At 36.7% G+C, this 572-nt stretch carries 2 protein-coding genes; one reads left to right on the top strand and one right to left on the bottom strand.

Going from position 1 to position 572, the window contains the following annotated elements:
- Nucleotides 1-220, top strand: a 220-nt coding sequence (gene lepB / locus ACYVTD_RS15770; RefSeq protein ID WP_461248640.1) for a signal peptidase I, incomplete at its 5' end; no start/stop codon positions are given.
- Nucleotides 221-268: 48 nt separating this feature from the next.
- Here the strand turns inward: lepB and ACYVTD_RS15765 are convergent.
- Nucleotides 269-572, bottom strand: a 304-nt coding sequence (locus ACYVTD_RS15765; RefSeq protein ID WP_461248639.1) for a cold-shock protein, incomplete at its 5' end; no start/stop codon positions are given.

Here is a 572-nt window from a genome sequence, read left to right as displayed (position 1 = left end):
GAAAGAGCAAGTTATAACCCTAAAAGGAACCCTTTCATTGCCAGCCGTTGTCCCCGTTGGTCAAATTTTTGTTATGGGCGATAATAGAAACAACTCGCACGACAGCCGCATGGCAGATGTCGGCATGATTGATAAAACTTCTATCATCGGCAAAGCTATTTTTAGAATGTGGCCATTCGGCAATCCAAAAAACTTATTCGTAAGCAAAGAAATAAAATAAATAAAAAAGCTGCCCATATGAGCAACTTTTCTAGATTAAAGGTCTTAATTATTCAACAACAGTAACGTTGCTTGCTTGAGCGCCTTTGTCGCCTTCGGTAACTTCGAATTCAACTTTAGCACCTTCAGCTAATGAACGGTAACCATCAGCTTGAATAGCTGAGAAATGTACGAATACATCTTGTCCGTCATCGCTTTCGATGAAACCATAGCCTTTTTCTGCGTTAAACCATTTTACTTTACCAGTTTGCATTTTGCAAAACCTCCTAAAATTTCTAGAAACGTAAATACCTTGCAAAATTGCAAAACTACTTAAACCATTTCTTATGTTAGTTATTATATCATATATATTA

This window comes from Treponema sp. R6D11 (assembly GCF_054786075.1).
The sequence above is the reverse complement of the archived record's forward strand: the minus strand, read 5'-3'. Positions and strand labels throughout refer to the sequence as shown.